Annotated in this window: 18 protein-coding genes; 7 read left to right on the top strand and 11 right to left on the bottom strand. The window is 56.9% G+C overall.

Features of this window, described 5'->3' with window-relative positions; all coding sequences use genetic code 11:
• Positions 1-52: 52 nt before the first annotated feature.
• Positions 53-1,093 (bottom strand): formylglycine-generating enzyme family protein, encoded by a 1,041-nt coding sequence (locus NG653_RS12860; RefSeq protein ID WP_252742122.1) that lies wholly within the window; start codon positions 1,091-1,093, stop codon positions 53-55.
• A gap of 82 nt (positions 1,094-1,175) precedes the next feature.
• On the opposite strand from NG653_RS12860, the gene NG653_RS12855 reads away from it, so the two are divergent.
• The 7 genes from NG653_RS12855 (at position 1,176) to NG653_RS12825 (ending at position 9,339) form a co-directional block, all read left to right on the top strand.
• Positions 1,176-1,658, top strand: a complete 483-nt coding sequence (locus NG653_RS12855; protein WP_252742121.1) for a hypothetical protein — start codon at positions 1,176-1,178, stop codon at positions 1,656-1,658.
• 93 nt (positions 1,659-1,751) lie between these two features.
• Positions 1,752-2,825 (top strand): pyridoxal-phosphate dependent enzyme, encoded by a 1,074-nt coding sequence (locus NG653_RS12850; protein WP_252742120.1) that lies wholly within the window; start codon positions 1,752-1,754, stop codon positions 2,823-2,825.
• A 67-nt stretch (positions 2,826-2,892) separates the two neighbouring features.
• Positions 2,893-3,960, top strand: a complete 1,068-nt coding sequence (locus NG653_RS12845; protein WP_252742119.1) for an N-acetyltransferase DgcN family protein — start codon at positions 2,893-2,895, stop codon at positions 3,958-3,960.
• A complete protein-coding gene (locus NG653_RS12840; RefSeq protein WP_252742118.1) occupies positions 3,957-5,468 on the top strand; it encodes a hypothetical protein in 1,512 nt (503 codons plus the stop codon). The genes NG653_RS12845 and NG653_RS12840 overlap by 4 nt, the downstream gene beginning before the upstream one ends.
• A complete protein-coding gene (locus NG653_RS12835; RefSeq protein ID WP_252742117.1) occupies positions 5,458-6,255 on the top strand; it encodes a creatininase family protein in 798 nt (265 codons plus the stop codon). Before NG653_RS12840 ends, NG653_RS12835 begins: the two co-directional genes overlap by 11 nt.
• Position 6,256: 1 nt before the next feature.
• Complete coding sequence (locus tag NG653_RS12830; protein ID WP_252742116.1) at positions 6,257-7,315, top strand: mandelate racemase/muconate lactonizing enzyme family protein; 1,059 nt, start codon at positions 6,257-6,259, stop codon at positions 7,313-7,315.
• A gap of 149 nt (positions 7,316-7,464) precedes the next feature.
• Positions 7,465-9,339: a CocE/NonD family hydrolase gene (locus NG653_RS12825; RefSeq protein ID WP_252742115.1), complete on the top strand. Its 1,875-nt coding sequence runs from the start codon at positions 7,465-7,467 to the stop codon at positions 9,337-9,339.
• 65 nt (positions 9,340-9,404) lie between these two features.
• On the opposite strand, the gene NG653_RS12820 is transcribed toward NG653_RS12825, so the two are convergent.
• From NG653_RS12820 to porN, 10 genes are all read right to left on the bottom strand, one after another.
• Positions 9,405-9,839 (bottom strand): RDD family protein, encoded by a 435-nt coding sequence (locus NG653_RS12820; protein ID WP_252742114.1) that lies wholly within the window; start codon positions 9,837-9,839, stop codon positions 9,405-9,407.
• A gap of 20 nt (positions 9,840-9,859) precedes the next feature.
• Positions 9,860-10,330, bottom strand: a complete 471-nt coding sequence (locus NG653_RS12815; protein ID WP_252742113.1) for a hypothetical protein — start codon at positions 10,328-10,330, stop codon at positions 9,860-9,862.
• 264 nt (positions 10,331-10,594) lie between these two features.
• Complete coding sequence (locus tag NG653_RS12810) at positions 10,595-10,777, bottom strand: CPXCG motif-containing cysteine-rich protein (protein WP_252742112.1); 183 nt, start codon at positions 10,775-10,777, stop codon at positions 10,595-10,597.
• A gap of 5 nt (positions 10,778-10,782) precedes the next feature.
• Positions 10,783-12,105, bottom strand: a complete 1,323-nt coding sequence (locus NG653_RS12805) for a TolC family protein (protein WP_252742111.1) — start codon at positions 12,103-12,105, stop codon at positions 10,783-10,785.
• Complete coding sequence (locus NG653_RS12800; protein WP_252742110.1) at positions 12,102-15,398, bottom strand: efflux RND transporter permease subunit; 3,297 nt, start codon at positions 15,396-15,398, stop codon at positions 12,102-12,104. The genes NG653_RS12805 and NG653_RS12800 overlap by 4 nt, the downstream gene beginning before the upstream one ends.
• Before the next feature lie 4 nt (positions 15,399-15,402).
• Positions 15,403-16,554, bottom strand: a complete 1,152-nt coding sequence (locus NG653_RS12795) for an efflux RND transporter periplasmic adaptor subunit (RefSeq protein WP_252742109.1) — start codon at positions 16,552-16,554, stop codon at positions 15,403-15,405.
• Positions 16,555-16,702: 148 nt separating this feature from the next.
• Entirely contained in the window at positions 16,703-17,599 is an 897-nt protein-coding gene (locus NG653_RS12790; RefSeq protein ID WP_252742108.1) for a leucine-rich repeat domain-containing protein, read from the bottom strand.
• 125 nt (positions 17,600-17,724) lie between these two features.
• Positions 17,725-19,656, bottom strand: coding sequence for an ABC-F family ATP-binding cassette domain-containing protein (locus NG653_RS12785; RefSeq protein ID WP_252742107.1), 1,932 nt, complete (start codon positions 19,654-19,656; stop codon positions 17,725-17,727).
• A 73-nt stretch (positions 19,657-19,729) separates the two neighbouring features.
• Positions 19,730-20,797: an NAD(P)/FAD-dependent oxidoreductase gene (locus NG653_RS12780; protein ID WP_252742106.1), complete on the bottom strand. Its 1,068-nt coding sequence runs from the start codon at positions 20,795-20,797 to the stop codon at positions 19,730-19,732.
• Positions 20,798-20,915: 118 nt separating this feature from the next.
• Positions 20,916-21,818 (bottom strand): type IX secretion system ring subunit PorN/GldN, encoded by a 903-nt coding sequence (gene porN, locus NG653_RS12775; protein ID WP_252742105.1) that lies wholly within the window; start codon positions 21,816-21,818, stop codon positions 20,916-20,918.
• Positions 21,819-21,879: the final 61 nt, after the last annotated feature.

Raw genomic sequence — 21,879 nt, 5'->3', positions numbered from 1 at the left:
CAAAAGGAGGGCCCGGTGCTCCCGGGAGACACAGAGTGCGGGCCTGTCGGGGTCAACGGATATCCTGCACACAGCGGAACCCCACGTGGCCCATGCCCGTATCGGGGGTATTGCGCATCCTCCTGGCAACCCGGTACCCGCTGCAATAACTGTCGCTGCAAAGGTATGAGCCGCCCCTGACGACATATTTTTCGGCCAGGGGATCCCCCGGGTCAAAGAAATCACGGGGGCCTTTTGGGTTGAAGGCTTCCTCCGGGGAAAGCTCTGAAGCGTAGGCATCAGCCCGGTATTTGTCCTGGCACCATTCCCATACATTCCCGGCCATGTCGAACAAGCCATAGCCATTGGCCGGATAGGTTTTCACCGGTGCCGTGCGGACGTATCCATCGAGCGTATCGTTGCGAAAGGGAAAGATGCCCTGCCAGAAGTTTGCTTTCCCGGCAGCATCCTCAGAGGGGGTGTTGCCCCAGGGATAGATCGGGTCATCAAGACCCCCTATGGCCGCCCATTCCCACTCGGCCTCAGTGGGCAGGCGCTTGCCCGCCCATTTCGCATAGGCCATGGCATCCTCCAGGGAAACATGCACCACCGGGTGGTCCATCCGGCCCTCAAGGGAACTGCCCGGACCTTCGGGATGCCTCCAGTTGGCGCCCACGGTCCAGGCCCACCACTGCGACAAATCCCTGAGGTCCACCGGGCCCTGTGTGGGCCGGAAGACCAGGGAACCCGGCTGCAAAACAGAGTCCGCGGGCCTGGGGGTCCCCGGGGGGAGTTGCCGGCTCATTTCCTCCCAGTCAATTTTCCGCTCGGCGGTAGTCACATAGCCGGTAGCCTCCACAAATGCCGCAAACCGCGCATTGGTTACCTCTGTCCGGTCCATGAAAAAGGCCGATACCCCAACCTTCCTCCGGGGAAATTCATCAGGCTCTGCCCATTCCGATTTCCCGCCCATCAGAAAGGTGCCTTCGGGGATATAGGCCATCCCGTCCGGGGCGACAATTTCCTCCGGCTTGTCCGCCATAGACCCTTCCCTGCATCCCAGGAGCATTATGGTAATGCCAGCAATAACCAGCAGGTGCGGACTTGTTCTCATATGTGCGAAATTTTATAAATTGGTATTCGATAAAAGTAAGAAAACTTGGGCATTAAGAAGCTTTAACAAATCGACTGCCGCCATGGAATCGCCTTCTTTCACTGAAATCCAGAAATTCACCCAGTGGTGGCTTTGGGCACTGTTCGGCGCACTGGTCCTGCTACCCCTTTACGGCCTGTACAGGCAGGTGGTGCTGGAGGAGCCCTTCGGCAATAACCCCATGTCGGATTGGGGTCTGGTCCTTTTCCTTTTGGGGATGCTGGCAGTGCCTGGCTTTTTTGCCTTTATCGAGTTGCGTACGGAAATCGATGAACGAGGCATCCGTATGCGACTTCGGCCCATTTCCCAGGAATCCTTCCCCTGGGACCGCATTGAGAAAGTGGAGCCCATCACCTACGGATTCGTCGGATATGGCCTGCGCTTCAGCTTTAAGCATGGCACGGTGTACAATATCCGGGGGAATAAGGGGTTGGCTATTTACCTGAAGGATGGCGGGCGGTTTGTGGTCGGCACCCAGGATCCTGACCGCCTGGTTACCACCCTGAAGGCCCTGGGAAAATTATAGGGCCCCCGGAATTTCCTTCCCCCCGGCTCGCTACATGGCTTCCTTTTTGCATAACTTTATGGGAGTTCCCCAAAATCCCGGAACTCCCTGTATATGTCAGCTTCCCTGATCATGCTCGATGGGGTACGCCCCAAGCCCATCCACCTGACCCGCGACGTGGAAAACCTGTGCCGCGAGGTACAGGACCCTGCCCTTTCCATCACCGACCGCCTGGAATCCCTGGAGGACATCATCAACCTGGAAGTGGGCGACACCGCCCTCACCCGGCTCCGGAACCTGGAACGCGATTATGGCCTGCGGCAACTCTTTATAAAATTCGAAGGGGACAACCCCACAGGGACCCAGAAGGACCGGATTGCCTTTGCCCAGGTGTACGATGCCCTCCGAAGGGGATACAACACCATCGCCCTGGCCACCTGCGGGAACTACGGGGTGGCCATGGCCTTTGCCTGCTACCTGGCCGGTATCCATTGCAGGGTGTATATCCCGGCAACCTACCACACCGAGCGGATTCGCGAAATGGAAACGTTCAGGGCCGATATTGTCCGCCTGCCCGGGACCTACGAAGAAGTCGTGCTGGCTTCCAGCAGGGAGGCAAAAGAAAAGGGGCTGTATGACGCCAATCCCGGAGGCACCAATACGCCCTTGCAGCTCAAGGCCTATTCCGAGATCGCTTTCGAAATTTACGACCAGCTGCGGGATGCGCCCAAATACCTTGCCTGCCCGGTATCCAATGGGACCCTGCTGGCCGGGGTCTATCGCGGGTTTGTGAACCTGCATAAACGGGGTAAGACCTCCCGTATCCCCCATTTTATAGCGGGGTCATCGAGCAACAAAAACCCCATTGTGGCTTCCTTCAACAAGGGGCTCACGCACTGCGTGGACCTCGACCCGGGCAAGATCCGCGAAACGGAGATCAACGAACCCCTGATCAACTGGCATAGTTTTGACGGGGATGAAGCCCTTTACGCCCTGCACCATTCCGGGGGGGGAGCCGCCCACATCAGCGACCAGAAAATGAGGCAAATGAGTGCCAGTATGCTCAAAAATGACGGGATTAAAGTACTTCCCGCGGCCACTGCCGGACTCATCGCCCTCCTTGAAATGCACCAGAAAAACCCTTTTGAAAATGACCGGTTTGTGGCAGTGGTGACGGCGCGAAATTAAAAAGGGAAATGGGCGGCAGTACCCGGGAACGGGTTAACGAAAATCATCTTTGGAAAGAAAACAACACATGGAACGAATCATTGACGGCAACGCCCTGGTCTATGCAGACGGGGCATTCAACACCCCGAATGGCAAAACAGCCCACGGCCTGGTCCGGTTTACCGAGCGCTACCGGGTACTGGGGGTAATCGACCGGACGTACGCCGGGCGGGATGCCGGGGAAGTGCTCGATGGCAAACCCAACGGCATCCCCGTATTTGACTCCCTGGAAGGGGCCATGAACAAACTGGGTACCCGCGCCCTGTCCTATTTTGTGATCGGACTCGCCCCGGACGGGGGACGTTTGCCCCCGGAAGGACGGCAGGCCGTGATGGAGGCCCTGGGCCATGGGCTGAATGTAGACAGCGGCCTCCATGATTTTTTGTACAAGGACCCCGATATTGCCCGGCTGGCCAAAGAAAAGGGATGCCAGCTCCGCGATATCCGCCGTACCCCCGAAAGGGAGGACCTGCACTTTTTCTCAGGGAAAATCGAGGCGGTCCGCTGCCTGAAAGTGGCCATCCTCGGTACGGATTCCGCCATAGGAAAACGGACTACCGCCTGGCTGCTGGTGCACGGGTTCCGTGAAGCGGGGTTGAAGGCCGAAATGGTGGGCACCGGACAAACCGCCTGGTTGCAGGGGGCAAAATACTCCATGATTATGGACAGCTGCATAAACGATTTTGTCTCCGGGGAGATCGAGCACGCCGTGCACGAGGCATGGGCAAACGAGCACCCTGACCTGATTGTTATCGAGGGGCAGGGAAGCCTGATGAACCCGGCCTACCCCGGGGGCTTCGAGATTCTGGCGGCCGGAAGGCCTGATTTCGTTATCCTGCAGCACGCCCCGAAACGCCTTGAGTACGATGGTTTCCCGGGCTACCCCCTGCATCCGCTCCCCCACCAGATCCAGGCCATAGAACTGATTTCGGGCAGGAAGGTGATCGCCGTGACGATCAACCATGAAGGGATGGAACCGGGGGAAATCGGTCCGGCCTGTGAGGCAGTTACCGCCCAGACGGGCTTGCCGGCCTTTGATGTGCTCGCCCACGGCCCCGGGGCGCTCACAGCCCTCGTAAAAAAATACCTTCGATGAGCGTACCGGAGGACTTTGTCGTTATCGATACCCTTCGCGTCGACCAGATCATCGTGGAGCCAAAACGGGTACAGGCCACCTATACGGCGGTGCGGCCCGACGGGACAGCCTCCTCCATGCCTATGGCGTATTCCTACGAATCCCCGGTTTTTGACCCTGCCAACCCACAGGACAGGAACCTCGCCGGCATGATGCTGGCCCAGGTTGCCCTGAATTACGGCCTTTTCTGTAAGGAAATCATCCTGGATGGCCCCTTTGACAACACCGACCGGAAATTTATCAGGGAGATGATGGAGAACACCAGCCGCGAAATCCTTACCAATAAGTTGCTGGCTGAGAACCCCTTTGTCAGGCCCGGCTTTAAGCCCGTGCAGGCCGGACGGCAAAAGCGATACACCCGGGCCCGCCTTATTTTCGCCCAGGCCGTACCTTCAAAAACAACCCTGCCCGGGAGCCGTCCAGTCCCGGATTACGGGGCGTACGCCATTTTGAGCAGTGGCGGGAAAGACAGCCTGCTGAGCTACGGGTTGGCCAGGGAATTGGGGGAGGCGCATCCCATCTTTATCAATGAATCCGGCAGGCACTGGTTTACCGCAGTGAACGCCTATCGCGCCTTCAGGGAAAAAGAACCGAACACCGGCAGGGTATGGACAAACAGCGACAGGGTATTCAGCTGGATGCTGAAACAACTGCCCTTTATCCGGGCCGATTTCAGCAGCATCCGCTCCGATAACTACCCCATCCGGTTATGGACGGTGGCGGTCTTTATTTTCGGGGCCGTGCCCATTGCCCTGAAACGCGGGGCAGGCAACCTGCTGATCGGGAATGAGTACGACACCACGGTTCGCTGCAAAACCCAGGGTATCGGTCACTATTGCGGCCTGTATGACCAAAGCAAATTCTTCGACAATGCCCTTACCCGCTATTACCGGAAAAAGGGGTGGCACCTGAAGCAATTTTCCCTTTTGCGCAGCCTTTCTGAGTTGCTCATCATGAAAATCCTCACGGAGCGATACCCGGAATTACAATCCCACCAGGTTTCCTGTCATGCGGCCCACGAAGCGGAGGGCCGGATGCGGCCTTGCGGAAAATGCGAGAAATGCCGCAGGATCATCGGGATGATGACCGCCCTGAAATCCGATCCCGGACATTGTGGCTATACCCCACAGCAGGTGTCCGAAGGGTTGACCCAATTGGCTTCAAACCCGGTAAAACAATTGGGGAGCGATTCTTCCCATCTATACCACCTGCTCCTGCAACAGGGATCACTCCCCGTTAACGACTATACCCGGGGGGCTGCCAGGCCCCATCCCGAAATCCTGAAACTCCGGTTCGACATGGAAAGGAGCTGCCTTGAAGACCTCCCCATGCCAGTGCGGAAACCCCTCTTCCGAATTTTGGAACCCTATGCGGAAGGATGCGTCAGGAGGGAAGCCGGGACCTGGCAACCCTATGAATTACAGGACATGGTCCTGGAACAAACCAAATACACGCCTTATGCCATTTGATGCTGAAAATTCCTTCCTTTGGGCCGAAATGAAATGGCCGGAGGTAGAAGCCAAACTGAAGGTCACCGACACGGCCATCCTGCCCTGCGGGGCCATTGAACAACACGGTCCCCACCTGCCCGTGGATGTGGATTATTTCGACGCGTACTACATGGCCCAAGCCATTGCCAGGGCATGCCAGGGGCCAAAACCCTTTGTACTCCCTCCCCTGCCCTACGGGGTCTCTTACCACCACAGTGCCTTCAAAGGGACCCTGAGCGTCACAAACAATGCCCTGTCTGCCCTGGTGTACGATATCGGGATGAGCCTGGCCCATAATGGGATCCGCAAGATCGTAATACTGAACGGCCACGGCGACAACAAGCCGACCCTGACCTATGCAGCGCAGATGATCAACCGGGACGCCCGGATTTTTGTATGTGTGGAGACAGGGGAAACCAGCGACATCGACCTGTACCGGATGATCGACACCCACAACGACATCCATGCGGGGGAAATCGAGACCAGCACCACCCTGGCCCTTAGGCCCGAACTGGTCGACATGGGGCAGGCTGTGGACGAAACCCTCGACCTGAAGAACGAATACCTCGACTTTACCTCTGACCGGGGTGTGAGTTGGTATGCCCATACCCAGCGCCTCTCGAAGTCAGGGGTGATCGGGAATGCCACCAAGGGGGATGCGGAAAAAGGCCGCATCATGTGGGAAATCTCTATCCAAAAAATGGTCGAATTCCTGGAGAGCATCATGCACACCCCCCTGGAAAAATTACACCAGAACCGCTACTGATATGAAGATAAAAGCCCTGGAATACGAGCGCCTGGACCTGGATTTAAAGGAACCCTACAGCATTGCCTACGAAACCGTGGAAAAAAGCAGTAATGTGATCCTCAAAATCATTACGGACCAGGGACTGATCGGCATGGGCTGCGCCTGCCCTGACCGGGAGATAACCGGGGAATCGGCGGAAGAGGTTATTGCCCAACTGGAGGGGCCGATCCGCAGCCTGATGGAAGGGAAGGAGGCCTTCAGGCACACCTATTACCACCACCGGCTCAGGGAAATGACAGAGGTGGGCCCCTCGGCAAAGGCCATGGTGGATATTGCCCTTTTCGACCTGCTGGCCCGTAAGGCTTCCCTGCCCCTGTACCGGGTGCTGGGCGGCTTCCGGCAAAGCATCCCGACCAGCATTACCATAGGCATCCTGCCCCTCGACCAAACCCTGGAACGGGCGTCAAGATACCTTTCGGAAGGGTTCAACCACCTGAAGCTCAAGGGGGGGCTGGATGCGGAAGCGGATATCGAGAAAGTCCAAAAACTCAGGGAGCGCTTCGGTCCCGGTTTTTTCCTGCGATTTGACGCCAACCAGGGGTATACGCACCAGCAGGCCATTTACTTTATGGAACAAACCCGGAAGGCCGGGATTGAAATCCTGGAACAGCCCACCTCAACCAGGGACCCCAAAGCCATGAGGAAGGTAAGCCGAAACGTGCCGGAACCCGTAATGGCCGATGAGAGCATTAAATCCCTGGCAGACGCCTTCCACCTGACCCGGAAAGGGATGATGGACATGGTAAACATCAAGTTGCAAAAAGTAGGGGGGATCCAGGAAGCCGCCCACATCAATTCCGTGGCCCGTGCAGGGGGCCTCGAGGTCATGATAGGCTGCCTCGACGAATGCGCCCTGGGGATTTCCGCAGGCCTGCATTTTGCCCTGAGCCGCCCAAACATCCAGTATGCCGACCTGGACGGCCACCTCGATTTGATTGGCGATCCCTTTTCCGGAATGTTCCACCTGAAAAAAGGGGTGCTGACCCCCTCCGCGCATCCCGGGCTCGGCCCCATCTGACCTGCCGGCCGGGGCATACCCAGGCAAACTCCGAAAAATGACTTACCTTTTAGCGGGCCAAACGGGCCCTGGCCCACCTGATGGCCGGGAACCGCAGAATGCCCCCCACTGGTTCGCCAGCATGTCTATCCACCATTAAGCTACATCGTATGAAAACACGGATCCTGTTCCTTTTCCTGTTCCTGTCAGCCCCCTGCCTCCTCCTGGGCCAGGAGAATGCGCTTTTACAACAACTCGGGGAAATCGCTGTAATCGACCAAAAGGTCATGATGCCCATGCGCGATGGGGTGCGCCTTGCCACCGACATCTACCGGCCCAAAACGGATGACCCCGTGGCGGTGGTTTTTTCACGGACCCCATATAATTTCAATACCTGGCAGGACGGGGAGCTCCGCGACCGGACCCTGCGATCGGCCCTGGAATGGGTGCAAAAGGGATATGCCTATGTGGTGCAAAACGAACGGGGGCGTTATTTTTCAGAAGGACAGTGGGACATCCTCGGGGTACCTCTTACCGACGGATATGACGCCTTTGAATGGCTTTCCGGACAATCCTGGTCCAACGGCAAAATCGGCACTATTGGCTGCTCCTCCACGGCCGAATGGCAGATGGCGGTAGCCTCCCTCGACCATCCGGCGCATGCCGCCCTGATCCCCCAGGGTTTTGGGGCCGGGGTGGGGCAGGTCGGCCGTTTCCACGAGCAGGGGAACTGGTATCGGGGCGGGGTGCACCAGATGCTTTTTACCGCCTGGCTGTACGGGGTGGAGCACGACCGCTTCAAGCCCAGGATTCCCGAAGGGGCCAGCCAGGAAGACCTGGTGCGGATTTCCCGCTTTTACGACCTGGCCCCGGAAAACCCGCCGGTGAACATGAAGGAGGCCCTGGCCCACCTTCCCCTGCAGGACCTGCTGAAAAACATGAACGGAAAGCGGGAAATTTTCGATAAAATGATCCGCCGCAAGCCCAACGACCCGGCCTGGCAGGAAGGCGGGCTGTTCCACGAAAGCATGCCCTTTAACAAGCCGTCTTTCTGGTTCGTTTCCTGGTACGACGTTTCATCCGGCCCGAACCTGGAGCTCTTCAACCACCTTCGCAACCACCCGGACCCGAAGGTAGCCGACAACCAGTACCTGGTGATCGCCCCCACCCTGCACTGCGGCTTCACAAGGGCCACCGAAAACACGGTGGTGGGCGAGCGCAACCTGGGCGACGCCCGCCTCGACTACAGCGCCCTGTACGACCAGTGGTTTGATTACTGGCTGAAAGGGGAACAAAACGGCCTTAAGGAAAGCTTCCCCAGGATACGCTACTACACCATGGGAAGCAACCAGTGGCAAACGGCAGACACCTGGCCCCCCAGGGGCGCCCTGATGCAGACCCTCTACCTGCAGAGCGAGGGCCGGGCCAATTCCCTTTTTGGAGATGGCACGCTGGGCACTTCCCCTCCTTCCAGGGACGTTCCCGATACCTATGCCTATGACCCTGAAAACCCCGTCCCTTCCTATGGGGGGAATGTGTGCTGCACCGGGAATGCCGTGGCCGGGGGGGCTTTTGACCAAAAGGGGATGGAAGCCCGGCACGACATCCTGGTCTATACTTCGGAACCCCTTAAAGAGGGGGTTGAAGTGAGCGGGTTCATAGAAGCCACCCTCTACGTTTCCTCGGACGCCCGCGATACCGATTTCACCCTGAAGCTCATCGATGTATCCCCCGACGGGACGGCCTATAACCTAGACGAAACCATTCAACGGGCGCGCTACCGGGAAGGCTATGACCGGGAGGTATTCATGGAAGAGGGAAAGGTGTATAAATTGGAGATGAGCCCCCTTTCTACCAGCAATTACTTCGCCCCCGGCCACCGGATCCGCATCGAGATCTCAAGCAGCAATTTCCCCCGATTTGCCAGGAACCTCAATACGGGTGGAAACAACTATGATGAAACCGGGGGGGTTATCGCCATAAACAAGATCCACCATTCCACCAGGTATCCTTCGGCTATCCGTATCCCCGTGGTGAAGAAGTAGTTCAAACCCCTGCAAAAAAAAATGGACCCTCCCGGGTCCATTTTTATGGGCATCTCACCTCGCGCTTACCTCGCGATCCCCACGGGGCGGTTTCGCTCCACCCGGGTCCCGCTGAGGTAATCCTGAAGGGTGGTTTCCTTTCCGTCCCACAAATACGCAATCAGGGCAAGGGGAAGCAGGGCGATACTAATCAATTTCAGCAGGGTCCGCGCGAGCGACAGGCTGGGGGTCAGGGCCGACCCGTCTGCCTTCACCGTGCGCAGGTGCATGATGTCCTTCCCAGGGCTTCCCCCCCGCATCAGGAGGCCTGATCCGAGGAAATACCCTGCCGACACGGCGCCATACAGGTCAATCCCCCACCGGAATTCCCTGGTGCCCACCGCATATTCCCCCTTCAGCCATTCCAGGGGAATAAAGTTATACAAGAGGGTAAAGACAAGGCTTATCAGGAGAAGGTCCAGAAGGAATGCCATGCCCCTTCGGAAAATACGTTCTTTCATGGCTCTTGGTTTTAACTCGTTTACTTCCGGTGGGCCCAGACCTCGTATTCCATGCCCTCCAGGCTACCTGTTTTGGGATCCAGGCGGTAGGTACCGGGCCGGATCCGGAATTCAAATCGCTTAAAGGTAGTCTTTTCTGAGGATATAATCTCAATTTCAGAAGGTAACCTATCGGATTTATCCCCCAGGAAAAAATCGACAATATTGGTAAGCTCCAGCAGGTTGCAGGCTGAATTTACGCAGCAATGGTATAGCTTAATGGTACTTTCGCCAAAGACTGGTATTTTGACCTTCACGGTAAATTCCTTGCAGCCGTCCACCGGCCAGCCCTTGGCGGCCAACTCAGGGAGGTCCTCATTCAAAAAAGAAAGGTCTTTGGCGATAAAATACTCCACGGCAGCCTCCGCGGGGACAGTTTCCTGCTTTTCACAGGCGGTAAAGGCCAGAACAAGCGCCAGGCAGGTGCCCCAGCGCGACAATTGGTTTTTCATGATGTAGTGATTTTGTTGAAGTTTTTGAAAACCATCCCTCCCCCGGGCTGCATGCAGGGCCCGTGCAGGAAAGGTTGTTTTTCGGTTCAGGTTTCGCGGACGTCCAGGGGTGTTAACGGGGCGAAATTATCCCACCAAACTGCAGAATCCCTTCAAGAAGTCCCTCCAACCCCGAAATTGCAGTCGCGAATTGCCACGGGGAGGCCTTCATCCCCAGGGGTGGGGATGGGCTGGAGGGAAAGGTGAAGCTTTGGGATACAGGGGCTACTGGCCCAGGGGGCGCACCTGGAAGTCCCCCAGTTCACCCCCCTCACAATGGATGGTAAATTCCATGGGGTTGCAGCAAACCTCACAGTCTTCCACAAAAGTCTGGTGTGCCTCCGAGGGGTCGAGCAGGATGGAAACCTGTTGCCAGCAATACGGGCACTGGAAAGAATGGGGGATCATAGGGGTTAATAGGCCACGTTCAGCAATTGGCCGCTTACCTGCAGGAGCTGGAGTTCGGCCAGCTTGGCATTGTATTTTGCCTGGCTTCGGGTCAGCTCTGCATTCAGGAGGTTCAACTGGGCCTGGCGGAACTCGATGGAGGTGATCTGGCCCAGTTCATACCGCTCTTTTGACCGGTTGAAGTTATCGAGGTTGGTCTGCAGGTTTTTCTCCTGCACCATAAGGACGTACCGGGCATTCTGGTAATTGCCCCAGGCATTTTGGATATCCCGCTCCACTTCGAGTCCGGTCTGCTCTTTCAGCAACTGCTGGTTTTCGTAGGTAATGCGCGCATTACGGGTGGTATTCAACGTGCGTCCCCCGTCAAACAGGTTCCATGTGAGGTTAATGCTCCCATTCAGGCCCGTTGAGGTGTTCTGCAATACGAAGGCAAGGGGGCTGTTGTTGGTGGATTCATTCCACCCATAGGAACCGGTAAGGCCCACGGTGGGCAGATACCCGCTGCGGGCGGCTTTCATGTTGTATTCCGAGATGCGGATATCCTTTTCGGCCAGCAGCATGCGCACGTTGTTTTCCCTGGCGTCGTCCAGCATCTCCTCGATCTGCAGGGCAGGGAGGAATTGCACGGTGGTGTCGGCCTCAAAACCCAGGGAAAGGTCCCGGTTCAGGACCAGGTTCAGGTCCCTTTTGGTGTTCCTGAGCAGCTGTTCGGCATTGAGCAGGTTTACGCTGTCGGTATTGACGTCCACCTCGGCATTGAGCACATCCAGGCCCGTGTTCTGCCCGAAATCGAACTGGTACCGGGCCCGTTCGAGGCGGTTTTTCGAAATATTCAGGGCTTCGCGGAGGTTCGCGGTGTTCTCCTCCAGGCGGGCGACTTCGTAATAGACGCTGAAGAGCTGCAAAAGGGTTATTTCAATGGTCTGCCGCACCTCCAGTTCCGACTGCTTTGACCGTTCCTGGAACCGTTTGTAGTCGTAGTAACGCCCCAGGCCGTCGAAGAGCACGTAATTCAGGTTCAGGGAGGCGTTGTACCTCCGGGTTTCAGCCCCGATGGCTTCCCGGATGTCCCCGTTGGCCAACTGTCCTTCGGTATTCTGCCGGTCGATGCTGCCGCCCCCGTTGGCCGACAGGGTGGGCAAATACCCCGAATTCAGCAAACTGGCATTATTTTCATCGATATCCCTCAGGTTTTCGGAAACCTGTATCCCGAGGTTGTTCTCAAGGGCCTGCGCAACGGCTTCTTCCCGGGAAAGGATTGGCTCCTGTCCATAGGAAAGCAGCAGGCCTGTAAACCAGCAAATAAAAAGTGCAGGGTAGTGCCTCATGAGGACGGTTCTTCTATGACGGTTGATTTTTTGCCCCTGGGTTTCGGGGGACGGGGCAGCTCCACGGGGTCCCCGTGCATTTCCGCAAACTTCCGTTCGAGTTCTTCCTGGGCCCGCATTTCCTTGATTACCCGTTCCACTTCCTCCCGGTCGATTTCCTGCCCGGTCCACAGCCATTTAAGTTTGGCTTTTGCATCGTTCACCACGGAAAGCAGCAGGGGGAGCATAAGCAGGGTGAGAATGGTGGCAATGGCAATCCCGTAGGAGATCGAAATCGCCATGGGCTTCAGAAACTGGGCCTGCCGGCTTTTTTCGAGCAGCAGGGGCGCGAGGCCGGCAATTGTGGTTAGGGAGGTCAGGAAGATGGCCCGGAACCGGGAGCGCCCGGCCTCATAGAGGGCATCATCGAATTTCATCCCCTCCCGGAGGAAGGAATTGAATTTTCCGATCAGCACCAGCCCGTCGTTGACCATGATCCCAATCAGGGCAATGATCCCCAGGGCAGAGAGCACATTGATGGGAAACCCGTGTATCACATGGCCCCAGCCCACCCCGATGATGCTGAAGGGGATCAGCAGCAGGAGGATTACCGGCTGGCTATAGGTCCGGAAGGTAAAGGCAATCACGGCCAGAATCAGGAACAGGATGATGGGGAATACCTTGTTGGCCGATCGCGACAGCTTTTGGGCTTCGCGGTTCTGCCCCTCGTAAGAGACCGAGAGGCCGGGGTATTTGGCCCGCAACCCGGGCATAAAGTTGTTCTGGATGTCGAGCAGGATTTCAGCGGCACTCTCGTTGGGGTCCTCCAGGTCGGCTTCCACGCGGATCTCCCGCTTGCCGTCGAGGTGGCTGATGGACTCGTCGCCCCTGGAGATGGAATAGGTGGCGATTTCCGAAAAGGGGACGCGCTGCCCGGTTGGGGTAAGGATACGCATCTCGTCAAGGTCGTTGATAGAGGAACGGTTTTCCCGGTCATAGCGCACCCAGACGCGGATCTCGTCCTGGCCGCGCTGGAAACGCTGGGCCTGGGCACCGAAGAAGCCCGCCCGTACCTGGCTCATGACCTGTTGCAGGTTCAGGCCAAGGGCATAGGCGCTTTCGCGCAACTCGACCTGGATTTCCTTGATTCCCTCCGGGTCGGTATCGGTCACATCCGTCAGTTTGGGGTTGTTCTCCAGGTAGGCCCGGAGTTCGTCCTTCGCGGCCTCCAGCTGCTGGTTGTCATTGCTCAGCAGGGCCACGGATACCGGGTTCCCGCCAAAGTTTCCGCCAGACCCAAAAGTAAGGCGTTCCACCCCGTACACCTCCCCTACTTCCTCCCGGATCGCATTGGTGATTACCGGGCTGGGAAAATCCCGCTCCTCCCCGGGCAGGAGGTTGACCCTCAGGGAAGCTTTGTTGTTCCCGGGTCCCACCCGCTTGATGATATTATCGATCACGGGCTTATTCCCGCTCTGCCGCTCCGTGAAGGCCTCTCCCACCTTCCAGGCAGCCTCCTCCACCCGGGTAATGATGTCGGAGGTGATCTCGGGGTTGGTCCCTTCGGGCATCAGAAGGTCGATGTTGACCTGGTCGCTGGCGATACTCGGGAAAATGGTCACCCGGATCGCCCCTGAGGCAATCGACGCCAGAGTGATCAGGAGCAACCCCAGGAAAATCGAGAAACTCAGGAAACGGTGCCCCAGCACAAACCTGAGGGTTGGCCCGTAGGTGTTGTCGCGCAAAACCGCCATCACCTTGTCGCCCACTTCGTTGAACTTGCGCAATCGCAGGAAGATTTTGTTGAAGAAGCCTTTTTTTGCGCTTTTTCTCAGCTCGCTTTCCGGGAGCAGGGCCTTGGAATGGGCGATGTGGGCCGGGAGGATGATCAGGGCCTCAAACAGGGAGACCACCAGGGTCAGGATGACCACGGTGGAAACCTCGCCAAAGAATTCCCCGATGCGGCTGTCGAGGAACAGGAAAGTGGAAAATGCCAGCACGGTGGTGATAATGGCCGATATGATTGGAGGGATCACCTCCATGGTACCGTCTATGGCGGCCTGTATGGGCGATTTGCCCCTTTCGTAATGCTGGTAGATGTTTTCAGAGATCACGATGCCATCGTCGACCAGGATCCCGATGACGATAATCATCCCGAACAGGGAAAGCACGTTGATGGTTACCCCCAGGGACCCGGCGAAGATAAACATCCCTAAAAAGGAAATCGGCAGGCCGAAAGCCACCCAGAACGCCAGGCGGGTATTCAGGAAGAAAGAAAGGAAAATCAGTACCAGGATGATCCCCATAGCCCCGTTTTCCGCCAGGAGCTGGGTGCGCTGTTTGAGGGTGATGGACCGGTCGGAGTCCACATCGAGACGGACGTTGTTATGCGTGGCATTGAAATCCGCGATGTAGGCGTTGATCTTGTCGGCGGTTGGGATCAGGTCTTCATTGTTGGTGTTGCTCACCTCGATGTTGACCGCCAGGTTCCCGTTGAAATAGGTGGCATTGGGGGTTTCTGAAAAGCGGTCCCGCACCTCAGCCACATCCTTTAACCGAATGGTGTTGCCCGAAATATCGGCCCTGACCACCAGGTTGTTGAGGTCATCGCCATAGTAGGAGCGGTTATTCGCCCTGATGAGGTAATCTTCCTGTACGGTTTTGATATTCCCCCCTGTGGTGAGGATGTTGGCCTGGGAAACGGCCTGGGCCACCTCCTGGAAGCTCAGCCCATAGGCCAGCAGGTCGTTTTCCCTGACGGCGATCTCGATCTCCTCATCAGGGTACCCGGTGATCTGGATCTGGGAAACCCCCTCCATCGCCCTCAGGTCGAATTCAATCTGCCGGGCAATCTGTTTCAGGGTCCCCAGACTCACCCCCTCCCCGCTGAGGGCAAAACTTATGGTGGGGCGGATGGCTTCCTGTTTGGCCACTACCAGGGGTTCCATACCCCCGGGGAAGTTGGGCACCCGGTCCACCGCATTTTTGACCTCCGTCAAAATCACATCGATGTTCTCGTCCTTGTCCGTTTCGATGGTAATCGATCCGCCGTTCTCCCTGGAAGTCGAGGTCACGCGGTCGATACCAACCAACCCCTTGAGGTTGTCTTCAATCTTCAGGACAATCCCCTCTTCGATCTCCTGGGGGGCAGCGCCGGGGTAATTGATGCTGATGGTGATGATCTGCGATTCGATCAGGGGGAAAAAGGAGGAACGCATCCGCAGGGCCCCTGCGATGCCGAACACCACAAATGCGAGGATGATGACGTTAACCGCCACATCGAATTTGATGAAATAGCTGATGATCTTTCGCATCGGCTTAAGGATTCTGGAGGTTTTGAACGGGAGCCTCCGTATTTCCGGTATCGCGGTAGGCGCTTACCAGCATTCCCGGATACGCCCCGGGTACGGGACGCGAGAGGTAAACCGTTCCATTTTTCAATCCCTTCAGGATAACGGTCTTATCTGTAAAGAACACGGGGTCTACCGGCATCAGGTCCAGGATGCTGTCCCTGAGGATATACAATTCCCCCTGCTCGGTAAGGAGCTGGCGGGGCACTTCAATGGCATTTTCTTCCGCCCTTCCTTCGATAATCGCTTCGAGGTACATCCCTTCCTTCAGGGCCGGGTCGGCCACGTCGATAAAGACGGAAACCGTTTGGGTCTGCGGGTTTACCGCCGCATTGATCCGCGATACAACCCCCTGGTACTCCTGGGTGCCCTCCAGGTTCCGCAACCGCACCTTTTTCCCGATCTGTAGGAAATCGCTGTAGGTTTTGTTGACCGATACTTCCAACTCGTAAATGCTGGGGTTGATAAAAATCCCCAGGGACTGGCCGGACCGCACCAGGGTTCCCTCGGTTACCTGGGCATCGGTCAGCACCCCGCTGAAGGGCGCGCGGATATAGTATTTGTCGAGCCGCTGTTCCAGGTTGCGCACGTTGTAGTAGGTGGTCACGATATTGCGGCCATTGATGAAATACCGCTCCTTATCGGAATCCATTTCGGGGAGCTCCGGGGTTGGCTGGGTAATATCGAACGCATCCAGGTACCCCTGCCATTTGGGGTAGATTTCAGGATAATCGAGCCGCAGGTCAGGCATGGCTGCCGTTAACAGGTTATAGAGGTTGCTCTTGGCACTCTGCACCGCTGCCCGGTATTCGGTGGCGTCAATACGCAACAAAACCTCCCCTTTCCGGTAGGCCTGCCCATCCTTAAAAGGATGCGAACTGTTTTGGAAGATCCCCTGCACCTCTGCAAAAAGTGCTACCCGTTCCTTGGCCAGCAGATTTCCGTTGGCCCTGACCCTGATCGGGACACTTCCGTTTCTGACGGTATCGGTAAAGACGGTTTTGATTTGCCTGACTGGGGCTGGGCGCTTTTCTTTTTCCTGGGTAAGCAACCGGTAAGACACCCATCCGGCAAGCGCCAGGAGAAGCACGCCGAGCAGGTAGAGGATAATTTTGCGCATAAAGCTTGGAATCAGCTGATTACTTTTTAGACCCCAAAACTATCCATAAGTTTAATCTGCCGTCGTTAAAATATTCATAAAAACCCTTCGCTCAAGGGGTGGGGATTCCCCCCGGGCGCGGGCCCGTGCCCGGTTCCGCCCCTTTCCCTCAATGCTCCTCTTCAAACTTCGTATCGGCCATCCGGGTCTTTGAAAACTGCAACTTCCTGAAATCGATCTCCGATTTTTCGGTATCGTAGTCGAATACAAGCAATTGCCCCGGATTAAGCCGTCCCAGGTTGCGGTAATTCTCAAACTGGTTGTTCTGGATCTGCAGGACCCTCAGGTTAGCCAGTTGCCCAATGCCGGAAGGGATGGCCCCTTCCAGCTGGTTGTTGGCAAGGACCAGCTCCCTGAGGTCTGTCAGGTTCCCCAGGGTTTCGGGAAGCTCCCCGTAAAGACGGTTTTCAAAAAGGCCCAGGGATTGCAGGTGCCTCAATTGGCCTATGCCTTCAGGGATGCTCCCGGTAAGGCCGTTGCTCGACAGGTTGAGTACTCTGAGGTTTTTCAGTTCCCCGATGCGCTCCGGTATGGGTCCGTTAAAGAAATTATTAAAGGCCGATAATTCCTCGAGCATTTCAAGGTTCCCCAGGTCTTCGGGCAAAGGTCCCTTCAGGCGGTTCATTTCCAGTTTCAACACCCGCAACCGGGCAAGGCTGAAAAGGGCACCGGGCAGGGTCCCGGTCAATTCGTTGAACGCAAGGTTAAGGGTTTCCAGAGCACCCAGGCCCGAGATTTCAGGGGGGATGGTCCCTTTAAGGTTATTGTGAAACAATTCGAGGGCCACTACGCGTCCCTTGCGCAGGGTCACCCCATGCCACTGGGAAACCGGGGCATCAAGGTCCCAACCCCGGGTCCACCCGGGGCCTCCGGTACTGTGGTAGAGGGCGAGCAGGGCCTCCTTTTCCGTGGAAGATACCTGAGCGTTCAGGTTTTGGATGGGCAGGGAACCGGCCAGGAAAACGACCAGCCAGAAGATCTGTGGATACACTGCATTCCTACGCATAATGTAGCATATTATCCTATATTATATATAGGAATTTACTTACAATTGTACGAATTTACAGCGATATTGCCCGCAGATCAGGGAATTATGTTGTGTAGGGCCCTGTTTGTGTGGTGAAAAGAAACCTACCCCAGGCCTTCCAGTTCAGAAGAAACCGTTTCCCACTGCCCCATGAGCTGTTCCAGTTCCTTCTTTTTATCGTGGTACCGGTCGAAGAACCCGGGTTTGGAAATCGTTTGGTCATAGTCCATGAGCAACTGGTGGTCTATGTCGGCGAGGTGCTGTTCCAGGGAATGGATCTGGCTTTCCAGCGAATTCAACCGGTTTTTAAGGGCCCTTTGCTTTTTCTTGGCCCTGTAGTCTTCAGGCCCCCCGGATTCCCGACCGGAAGTCTTTGGCGGACGGCCCCCTTCCTCCCCGGGGCTGCCCCGTTCCACTTCCCTGAAATCGGCCGCCTGGCGTTGTTCGAGATAAAAATTTATGTCCCCCAGGTAGGGCTTGATTTTCTGGTCCCTGAATTCATACACCATATTGGTCAGCCCCTGAAGGAAGTCCCGGTCGTGGGAAACCAGGATCAGCGTCCCCTCAAAATGGCGCAGGGCCTCCTTCAGGACTTTCTTCGAAGGGATATCGAGGTGGTTGGTCGGCTCGTCCATGACCAGCACGTTGAAGGGCTGCAGCAGCATCCGCGCCAGCGCCAGCCGGTTGCGCTCTCCCCCGGAAAGCACCTTCACGGGTTTTTCAACCTCGTCGCCCCGGAAGAGGAAAGCCCCCAGGATATCCCGGATACGGGGCCGGGTAGCTTCCGGGGCGCCATCCATCATGGTATCCAGAACCGTCAGGTCGCCGTCGAGAAATTCAGCCTGGTCCTGGGCGAAATACCCAAGCTGTACATTATGGCCCAACTTGCACTGCCCCCCGAAGGACAGTTGCCCTACCAGAATCCTGGCCAGGGTGGTCTTCCCCTGGCCATTCTGCCCCACAAAAGCGATCTTGCTGCCTCGCTCGATCGAAAGGTCCACCCCGTCCAGGACCCTTTTGTTCCCGTAGTCCTTGGTAATCCCGACCCCTTCGAGAACGACCTTTCCGGGCTGTTGCGACAACGGGAATCTGAGGAACATAACCTGGGTTTCTTCCCCATCGACCTCAATGCGGTCCATCCGCTCGAGCTTTTTGATCAGCGACTGGGCCATGGACGCTTTGGAAGACTTGGCCCGAAAGCGTTCGATAAGGCGTTCCGCTTGTTGGATTTCCCGTTGCTGATTCTTCTGGGCACTCAGCTGTTGCTGGCGGATCTCGTCGCGCAGCACCAGGAATTCCGAATACGGTTTCGGATAATCATAGATGCGCCCCAGGGAGATTTCGATCGTCCGGTTGGTCACCTGGTCGAGGAACATCTTGTCGTGGGAGACTAAAAGGACCGCCCCGGGGAATTGCCTGAGGAACTCCTCAAGCCAGAGGATGGATTCAATATCGAGGTGGTTGGTGGGCTCGTCGAGCAGCAGCAGGTCGTTCTTCTGCAACAGGAGTTTGGCCAGCTCAATCCGCATCCGCCACCCCCCGGAAAACGTTTCGGTGGGCTTGTCAAAATCGGTGCGGCGGAAGCCCAGGCCCAGCAAAACTTTTTCGGTCTCCCCCTGATACTGGTAGCCCCCGATCAGTTCGTATCGGTGCGTACAGTCGCTCAGGGCCACCATCAGGTCGTGGTAGGCTTCGCTCTCATAGTCTTCGCGGCGGGCCAGTTCCCCGTTGATCCGTTCGAGTTCCGCCTCCAGTCCCCGGATCTCCTCAAAGGCATGGTAGGCCTCTTCCAGCACCGTATTGCCCCTGCGGAATTCCAGGTCTTGTTTCAGGTACCCCAGGGCCATTCCCTTTTCCCTGGATACCGTCCCCTGGTCGGGGTTCATTTCCCCGGCCAGCATCTTGAGCAGGGTCGATTTTCCCGCCCCGTTCTTCCCGATCAGGCCGACGCGGTCCCCCGGGCGGAGTTGGAAGGAAATGCCGTCAAAGAGGGCCTCCCCCCCGAAAGAAACCGATAAGTCGTGTACGTTCAACATGGGTCCAATACATCTGTTGCGGCAGGGCATCCTGCCATTCGCATGCAAAAATCCGAAAAATCCATGGAATCCGTCAAGGTTGCCCTGCCTGCTTTTCAAACCGGCGTGCAAAACGGGCGCTATCCATTGCTTCCGGGAGGGGATCGCCAAAGTCGATGAGGCGCTGGAGGCAGTGGGCGGCGTAGGGGGCCACCAATACCCCCCGGGAGCCCAGGCCATTCAACACATAGAGGCCCTGATGCAAGGGATGCCGTCCGACAAGGGGCCTGCGGTCTGCCACCGTCGGGCGGATGCCCGCACGTTGCGATTCCACCGTGAACCCGCATTTCAGGAATTTCCGCAGCTTTTCCAGGAGCTCCTCCCGCCCCTTTTCCGTGGGGTTCGGGTCTTTATCCCAGTTGTGGTACGTCGCCCCTACCAGGTACCTGCCTTCGCCCATGGGGATCAGAAACACCCCCGATTTGATGACGTTGTTCTCCTTTAGCTGCGGGGCGTGGACCACCAGGAGTTCCCCTTTGGTGCCGTTCAGGGGCAGGTAGTTGAAAAACGGATTGGCCTGCAGGCCAAAGCCCTCGCAAAATACCACCGCATCTACCCGCTTCCCCTTATAAGCGGGTTTGTCGGAACCCGGCTCCAGCGCCTTGTAGTCAAACGCTTCGGTCCGCAACCTGCCCTGCCCCTCCAATCGGGCCCGGTAGGCGGTTAAGAGGGTTTCGGTATGGATACGCCCGGTATGCAACACTTCCCCAAAGCCGAAAGGGGCTTCCAAACAGGGGTTCTGGTTATCGAGTAAACGGGTGGAAAGAAACCCATCGAGGCCCGGCCGGTCGGTGGCTTCGAACCATTCGTTTTGCTCCCTTGCCGAGTGCAGCAACCGCAGCACGCGGAGTTTTTCATCGAGGGAGACCCCAAGTTCCCGCTCGAGTCGCTCGTAAAAGGGGATGGAAAACCGCATCAGGCGCCGGCCTTCCCAGGAAAGGGTAAAGCGTTTCAGCACCACCGGGTTATAAAGGCCGCCGGCCACCTGAGAGGCCCTTTGGGAACCATCGTCATAGACCTCCACGGCATGTCCCTGCCCCAAAAGGGTGTCTGCCAGGGCAATCCCCCCGAGTCCTGCGCCAACCACCAGGTATTCTGCCATGGGGCAAAGGTAAAGAACAATCCCTGATCCGGGGCCTTAAAAACAAAGCCCCGGCCATAGCGCCGGGGCTTTTCTGCTCTTGAATTGGAATAAGTTCAGGTACGGATGGCGTAAGGCCCTAATAGGCCCACATGTCCTGCTCCCTGTCGCGGATAGTTTCCTTGATGCGCTGGGCTTCCAGTAACTGGAACAGCGCATTGTCGGCGATGTAATCGCGGATTTGACGGTCTCCGTGCACATTGTCTTCCTTGAAGATCACGGCATTGAAACGCCTTGCGTTCAACAGCATGTCAAAGGAAATGGGCAGGGCCGAATTGCTGGCATTGAACACCTTGGCATCGTGAAGGATTTGCCGTGCACTCGGGTACCATACCCAGAAAAGGGGCACCAGGGCATCTTCGGCCGACATGCTTTCGCTGTCGATGAAGTTGACGTCGGGCGCCACCGGGGCAATCCCCAGCAGGCGGTACTTAAGTTCCCCCTGCCGCTTGTCGAAATACCAGATCCCCTTGATCCGGTACTCCTCGATGTCGGCGGCAGTGATATCCCTTTTGTTGATATACTCCGGGGAAATCTGCTCCCCTGCATTGAGCTGCTCATAGCCCAGGTCAGTGGTGTCCACTTTCTGCAGGGTGGCCTTCAGGTCCTCGAACTTCCGCTTCTCCGTAAAATAGGAATCCACGTAGATGTCCTGCAGGGTCCCGTCTTTGATGTTCTTGATCAGCACATCGTAAAGGGAGCGGCGGTCAGAGCCGATCCCCACCGTATCGGTCGGGTAATACAGGGGGAAATTCACCCGCTCGTCCAGGTCTATGGTTTCCCATACGGTTTTGGACCAGAGGATATCCCTGTCGTCCACGTAGCCGTAATCCAGGGGGGCATCGTTGTCGATTTCCTTCTGGGAGGCCGTGCGGATCCCAATCTCCTCGGGTTTCTTCGCATTCAGGATGTTGGCCTGTGCCAGGCCCGATGCCGGAAGGAAGGTTGCCGAGGCGATGATTAAAACACTTTTCCAATTCATGGTTTAAGGTATTGCTTGGTTCCTTTAAAACCCGGTGCAGGCCTCCGCAGGGATTCCTGCA

Source organism: Robiginitalea marina, assembly GCF_024006985.1.
Taxonomy (GTDB): Bacteria; Bacteroidota; Bacteroidia; order Flavobacteriales; family Flavobacteriaceae; genus Robiginitalea; species Robiginitalea marina.
This window is presented reverse-complemented; position numbering and strand designations above follow the sequence as displayed.